We start from the raw sequence: 6,912 nt of genomic DNA, 5'->3' as shown, positions 1-6,912 counted from the left end.
TGCCGTGGTTCGGGCCGCCAGCCGACATGGCCCCTGGGGAAATGGGGCGGGGTTACGCAGCCGCGTGCCTGATCACGACCGAGGCTTCGGTCGTCAGCACGCGGAAGGTGAAGCTTTCCTGCAGGTACAGCTCAACCGACGTGGCGGAATGGCTGCTGTAGCCGATGGAGACATCCTGCCCGATATCCAGTTCAAAATCACCGCCACGGGTGGACAGGATATAGGCCCCTTCAATGGCCGGGGCGCAGATGATCCTGCCCTCGATCATCCGTTCCAGGTGGCGCAGGACAGGGTAGCCATCCTCGCTCCCGCCGCTGACGGCGGCAAACGCACGCGCACCCAGCACCACCGAATAGGGGCCGTTTACGCCTGCGATGCGCAGTTCATTCAGGCCATCGGCAATGATGGCGGGATAGTCGCTGGGGGAGGCGGGCAGCGAGAACTGGCCGTTGGATGTATCCTGTGCAATGCCCCGGATCCCGGCCGCGGCATAGCCGTCGAATATCGCGCGGTCCTCGGCATAGGCGATCTTCCTGGCCGCATCCTTCAGGGGCTGCCAGTCGGAATCCAGCGCGCCGCGTTCCACATCGTCAATGGCATCGCGGCTCAGTGAAAACGGCACGCGCAGTTCCACCAGGGGCAGGACCTTGCGCTGCAGCGCCTGCACCCCGTCCGCCGGGCAGTCGATGCGGGCCGTATGGCCGGTATCCACGGCGGCAAGGCCGACACCACGGGCTTCGGGCACGTCCACGACGCGCCGGCCGGCCAGGTAGCGGCGCAGCGTGCGGGATGCTTCCTGTTCGATATCGGCCCAGGCAGCGTCGGAAATGGGGGCAAGGTTGCGGTGCAGGTTGTTCATGTCAGACTTCTTCCTTCAGTGACCCGATGCCAAGTGAACCATCGGGTGTGGTGGGCGGGCTGGCCGGTGTGTCTTCGGTGCTGTCCGCAGGTGCCGCCGCTTCGCCATATGTCGGGGCGGCGTCCAGGAAATCGGCGGTGGGAATGAAAAACAGCACGCCTGTTACCGCGCGGCTGACATCCAGCAGGCGGTCGTAATTGCCCGGCGGGTTGCCAATGAACATGTTGTCCAGCATCCGTTCCACACGGGTGGGGGTTTTCGCGTAGCCTATGAAATAGGTTCCGAACTCCCCCTTGCCGACTTCGCCAAAGGGCATGTTGTCGCGCACGATCTGCAACTGCTCGCCATTTTCCTCGATATTGGTCAGGACATTATGGGCGTAGCTGGGTTTCGCGGCTTCGGGCAGTTCAATGTCCGACAGCTTCCTGCGGCCAATGATCTTTTCCTGCTGCTCGACAGGAATGGCGTCCCATTTTTTCAGGTCATGCAGGTATTTCTGGATCATGACGTAACTGCCGCCTGCAAAATCGGGATCCTCGTCACCAATGACCGTCGCATCGGTCGCGGCCTGGTTGACCGGGTTTTCCGTGCCATCGACAAAGCCCAGCAGGTCGCGGGCATCGAAATACTTGAACCCGTGGACTTCATCCACCACCCGCGCCACGCCGTCCAGCCGGGCGGTGATGGCGGTTGCCAGTTCAAAACACAGGTCCATGCGCGTTGCACGGATATGGAACACCAGGTCACCGGGGGTGGCGGGGGCTTCATGCACCCCGTGGATGGCGCGGAAGGGGTGGAGTTCCTTGGGTTTCGGCCCCTTGAAAACACGTTCCCATGCATCCGACCCGATACCCGTGACACAGGACAGCCGCCCGTCGGGAATGCGGAAACCCACCCCGCGCACCAGCGCCGACAGGTCACCATACAGGTTACGTACCGTGGCGCCATCATCCCCGTCGCCGTGGTCCAGCGTGAAGATCAGGAAAATCGCGGCGCTGGTCAATGTGGTGTCAACGGGCTGTGGTGTAGCTGAAGGCACGCCTTACTCCCTGCATGGCGCCATGAAGAACACGCGACAGACCCGGCGCGGCGTAGGTCTGCGATCGGGAGCGGATTCTATACGCTTCACGCGTCGCGCAAAAGGTCCGCCATGATGAATTCTTCCTGTGTTACGCCGTGGCATGATCCGGATGCATCCCAGAAGCCCGTCCGGGCGTTGGCATGTGGTTTCCCGCGTCCATGCGGGAATACTGCGCCCAGCAGCCCGAAAGGCTGCCCTGCCGGGGCATGGAGGGAAGGGATTGTTCATGCCTGGTTGGCTGAAATATATTTTCTCCGCCTCGGTCCAATTTCAGGGAAATGCATGTGGTGAAAAAGAAGACCCTTTATCATTTGACCAAGAACCTGCGTGACAGGATTGATACCTTCATCATGCGGTTTTCCATGCTGCCGGATCAGGCCCTCTTTGATCCCCACGTCATGCAGTGGGTGCGTGACCTGGAACAGAACTGGGAAAGAATTCGTGACGAGGCGCTGCAGATGGCCGCGACCGACATTCCATCCCTTGGGGACATATCGCCCGATCACGGGCGTATCGCCGCCGACCGCCGCTGGCGCTCCTTCTTTCTGGAAGGGTACGGTTACAGGCGTCAGGAAAACCGGGCGCATGTACCAACGACCGCCGCATTGATCGACCGGATTCCCAATTTATGCACCGCCAGCTTTTCCGTGCTGGAGGCAGGCTGCCACATTCCCCGCCACCGGGGCATGACCAAGGGCATGCTGACCTATCATCTGGCGCTGCATGTCCCCGCTGACCGGGAAAACTGCTGGATCCAGTTCGAGGAGGGCGACAGGCTGCATGTGTGTCCATGGACCGCGGGCAAATCCATACTGTTTGATGATACCTACAACCATGAAGTGTGGAACAATACGACCGACACCCGTTATGTCCTGCTGATTCAGGTCAGGCGGCCCTGCCGGTGGCCGGCGCGCCTGCTGATGGAGGTTTTCTTTCTCGGCGTCCGGTATTCACGATTTGTTCAGGATATTCGCAAAAATCTGGATCGACGGCAGGCGTAACCCGCGCACCCCCGGCATTATCCCGTGGACCCGGCTCACGGGGCGGAAACATGCCACAATGTACATGACGCTGCGCATACTGGCCGCAGGATGATCGCAGGTGACGCGGGATCGCAATTCATGTGGGCCGCATGATGCGATGGGGCTGACCCGGCAAACCGAAAAGACGGCATTTTTTCATCTGGTGCCAGACGGGTTTTCAGACCGGTTTTTCCCGGTTTTTTGCCGGGGCGTTTCCGCACTTGAAATTTTAAGGGCGAAACAGGGAATACGCCTGTTCCATCGGGATGCGGAAAGTGCCACAAGGCGGCGAAAAACCGCCGCCATGATACATGGCGCAACCCAGAGCAGGTCATCATGTCGTTCAAGACACTTTCCAGGGGCGCCGTGATCGGGTTGTGCGCCCTTTTCGCCTGTACCTTTACAGCCCTGACCAGTGAAGTCGCCCCGGTGGGCATCCTGATTGAAATGGCGCGGGATTTCCATATTCCCGAAGGGCAGGCGGGGCTGTCTGTTAGCGCCTTTGCGATGATGGTCATGATGGGCGCCATACCGCTTACGATCATGACGGCGCATATCGATCGCAAGCGGCTCGTGCTGCTTTCCCTGCTGGGCTACGTCATATCCAATCTTGCGGTGACGGTGGCGCCGACTTTCCTTGTGCTGTGCGCGGGACGTCTGATCGGGGGGCTGGCGCATGCGCTGCTCATGTCCATTGCGGCGGCCTATGCCGCACGCCTTGTGCCGCAGGACATGACGGGACGGGCCATTTCATTCGTCTATGGCGGGACATCACTGGGCATGATCCTGGGGGTGCCGGGTGCGGCCGCGATCGGGCACCTGGCGGGGTGGCGCATGACCATGGGCGTCATGACCGTGCTGGCGGTGATCCTGACGGTGTGCATCGCGTTCTTCCTGCCGCCGGTCACGTCGTCGGTGCAGGTCCGCGAAGGGCTGCCCACGATCGGCGGTCGTCGGGCCATGCGGATATTTCTTGTCGTCGTGCTGGTTGATGCCGTGTTCTTCTTCGCCCATCACCTGCTTTACACATACATTACGCCCTTATTGCTGGCGCATGGCCTGTCGGTGGGGACGCTTAGTATCGCGCTGTTGCTGACGGGTGGTTTCAGCATCCTTGGCCTGTGGGGCGCGGGGCAGGTCGTTGACAGCAAACCCGCCGCCGGACTGCTGGGCAGTGGGCTGGCCATGCTGGTGGGCATGGGGCTTATGTACGGGCATGTCCTGTCGGGCTGGATGGCGGTTGCGGCGGTTGGCCTTTGGTGTATCGGCTACGCCGCCATCGTGCCCTTTGTCATGTCGGGTGCGATCCGTGCGCGCGCGACACGCCCCGATGTTGCGGGCGCTGCGATCAATGCCGCGTGTAATGCGGGTATCCTGGCGGGATCCGCCGCGGGGGGACAGGTCCTGTCCCATGGCGGGTTTGCCATTCTGGTCCCGCTGTCCTGCGGCATGGTGCTGCTGGGGATCGTGCTGGCGTTCTTCAACCCTGCGGCCTTTCCCCGCGCGCTGGCCCCCGCCGATCGCGAGGGATAGCCCCGGAAAGACCAAAGGTTTTCGGGTGCCGCCTTTTTGAAAAAAGGCGGCGTTCCTTTTCATGACAGACACGTGGACGCACGGCATATGTCAGTGAATGGCGACCTGTGTCGCATCGGATACGGGCAGTGGCGTCGTGGGGATGGGGGGCTGTGCCGCGATCCGGGCCATGGGCTCGCCCATGACAGGCAGCAGCCCGTCAAGTCGCGCCATCAGGAAATCGGCCCCCGCGCGCGACAGGTGCTGCGGGTCGACATAGAACGGATTGTCCCCGCTGCGGAATTTGCATCCCGCAGGGGAACATAATCCGTCAGCCAGCGCGAAATAGCTTACGTCCTGCCCGTCCGCCACCGCACGGCGCACCACATCCGCGACGGGTTGGGCAGGCACGGTGAGAAGGGCTGGGGGCGCGACATCGCCAACTGTCCGGAATGACGGGTCCAGCATGTGTTCGGCATGCAGGCGCATGGGCATGAACGCGGTCACCGCTTCCTTGGCGGGATCAAAACGGAACTGGGGCACGTCCCCCAGCACGACGACATGCTTGTGTGCATTGGCCAGTATCTGCGTTGTATTGCGTAACGCGACATCCAGCCGGGCAAGGCTTGTGGCCACGCCATGGTCCGCCATGTCCTGCGGGTCGGCATAGGCATCGCGCCCGGCATCCCCGGCAAAGGGGGCGGCCCAGTATCCCGCCAGCACGACGGTCTGGACACGCGGGTCATGCATGACGGCGGCAAAAGCCTGTGCGTTATACGCCGCGCACTGCATGGCCGGGATGGGTGGGCATGAGCCGCGTGGTCCCCAGCAGGGGCGGGCAGGAGGATTTCGTGAACTGCACGAAATCAAAACCCGCCCGGTCCGCCATATGGGACAGGGAAGCGGCCAGTGCGGATGCATGACTGTCCCCCAGCAGGGCGACGCGCGGGCGTCCCGTATCATGCACGCAGCGTGGCGACAGGTTCAGGCTGGCCACCCCGTAATTGGCCAGGCAGGGTTCGCCCCGTCCTTCCGCCAGAACCTGTTCCGCAAGGGTCAGGGCCGGGTCAAAACGTTGGGACAGGCCATTGGATATGTAAACCACCGCCAGCACGCTGATACCCAGCGCAAGGCTGCCCGCGTACCGCGTCACGACGACAGGGGCGCTGCCACTTCCACGCCGGAACGGCTGTTCGATATAGCGCCATGACAGTGCGGCTGGCACCAGTGACACGATCCCTGCGCCCGCCAGCAGCAGCGGCGACGGCGCGCGTGCCGAACACAGCCAGACGAACGCCATGAGCGGCCAGTGCCACAGATACCATGAATAGGATATGCGCCCGATCCATATGAAGGGCCGCGTGGACAGGATGGCGCGGTTGACGAAACTGCCATCCGACAGCAGCAGCGCCAGCGTGCCGCCAACCGGCAGGAGGGCGGCCAGACCGGGAAAGGGCGTATGTTCATCAAAAATGAATATTGACAGCCCGACAAGAAAAAGCCCCGTCCAACCAATTAAATGATTGACGGGGCGGGGAAAGGACAAAGCATAATTCGATTTTGCTACGGCCAGGAAAGTACCCATGCCCATTTCCCACGCCCGCGTGGGCAGCAGGTAGAATACGGCGGCCGGCCACCGGCCCAGCCCGAACTGCGCCATGCATAGCGAACCAAGGCACAGCGCCCCGATCACGCCCAGTACATAAACGTGCCGCCACCGGCCGATCAGAAGTAAAAGCACGGGGAAAAACAGGTAGAACTGTTCCTCCACCCCCAGCGACCATGTCATGAGGAACGGGTTGAGATGGGCGTCAGGGGAAAAATAACTGATCTGTTTCCAGAACAGTATATTGGACCACCCAAGTAATGCGCTTATGGCCCCCAGGCTGGTCTGGCGCAATTCCGCCGGACTGGAAAACAGCAGGCCCGCCAGCATGACAGCGGCGATGATGGCCATGAGGGCCGGCAGGATACGCCGGGCGCGCCGGGCGTAAAACCCGACAAAGCTGAAAGTTCCCAGCCTGACATCCCTGTAAACGATGCCACCGATCAGGAAACCGGAAATAACAAAGAAAATATCCACGCCAACAAATCCCGACTGTACGGGATAGACGCTGGCATGAAACAGAACGACGGCCGTTACCGCGATTGCGCGCAGGCCATCAATATCGCGCCGGTAATTGGCGTGCAGATTCAGGCTCATGGGGGAGATCACCCTATAGGAAGCTGCGTGAAACAGATTGGGGGTGACCTTGCGATCCCACACAATTTGTCAATGTGAATAAAAAGTAAATGGGGTTGCCGGTTTCATGGAATGTATCATTTTTTTACAAATAGAAACAGTTGTGTCTGGCCTGCATCAGAATGCAGCGCAACAGGGCAGGTGTTGCGACTATGTGCATGTGATCCACCCCACAGAATTATGAAAGGCGGGAATG

General features: G+C 61.1%; 6 protein-coding genes. 2 read left to right on the top strand and 4 right to left on the bottom strand.

Translation table 11 applies throughout. From position 1 onward, the window contains the following. Positions 1-52: 52 nt before the first annotated feature. Positions 53-859: a family 1 encapsulin nanocompartment shell protein gene (locus GEU01_RS06695; RefSeq protein ID WP_019085456.1), complete on the bottom strand. Its 807-nt coding sequence runs from the start codon at positions 857-859 to the stop codon at positions 53-55. Between the two features lies 1 nt (position 860). Then, entirely contained in the window at positions 861-1,898 is a 1,038-nt protein-coding gene (locus GEU01_RS06690) for a Dyp-type peroxidase (protein ID WP_042710797.1), read from the bottom strand. A gap of 320 nt (positions 1,899-2,218) precedes the next feature. On the opposite strand from GEU01_RS06690, the gene GEU01_RS06680 reads away from it, so the two are divergent. After that, complete coding sequence (locus GEU01_RS06680; RefSeq protein ID WP_019085453.1) at positions 2,219-2,941, top strand: aspartyl/asparaginyl beta-hydroxylase domain-containing protein; 723 nt, start codon at positions 2,219-2,221, stop codon at positions 2,939-2,941. A gap of 357 nt (positions 2,942-3,298) precedes the next feature. After that, on the top strand, positions 3,299-4,495 hold the full coding sequence (locus tag GEU01_RS06675) for an MFS transporter (RefSeq protein WP_019085452.1): 1,197 nt from the start codon (positions 3,299-3,301) through the stop codon (positions 4,493-4,495). Positions 4,496-4,585: 90 nt separating this feature from the next. Here GEU01_RS06675 and GEU01_RS27275 read toward each other — a convergent pair whose 3' ends face one another. Further along, positions 4,586-5,266 carry an SGNH hydrolase domain-containing protein gene (locus GEU01_RS27275; RefSeq protein ID WP_265000686.1) on the bottom strand — a complete coding sequence of 227 codons (681 nt, stop codon included), beginning with the start codon at positions 5,264-5,266 and terminating at the stop codon, positions 4,586-4,588. After that, complete coding sequence (locus GEU01_RS22400) at positions 5,247-6,677, bottom strand: acyltransferase family protein (RefSeq protein ID WP_269719724.1); 1,431 nt, start codon at positions 6,675-6,677, stop codon at positions 5,247-5,249. The genes GEU01_RS27275 and GEU01_RS22400 overlap by 20 nt, the downstream gene beginning before the upstream one ends. Positions 6,678-6,912 lie beyond the last annotated feature (235 nt).

This window comes from Komagataeibacter europaeus LMG 18890 (genome assembly GCF_000285295.1).
In the GTDB taxonomy this organism is placed as follows: domain Bacteria; phylum Pseudomonadota; class Alphaproteobacteria; order Acetobacterales; family Acetobacteraceae; genus Komagataeibacter; species Komagataeibacter europaeus.
This window is presented reverse-complemented; position numbering and strand designations above follow the sequence as displayed.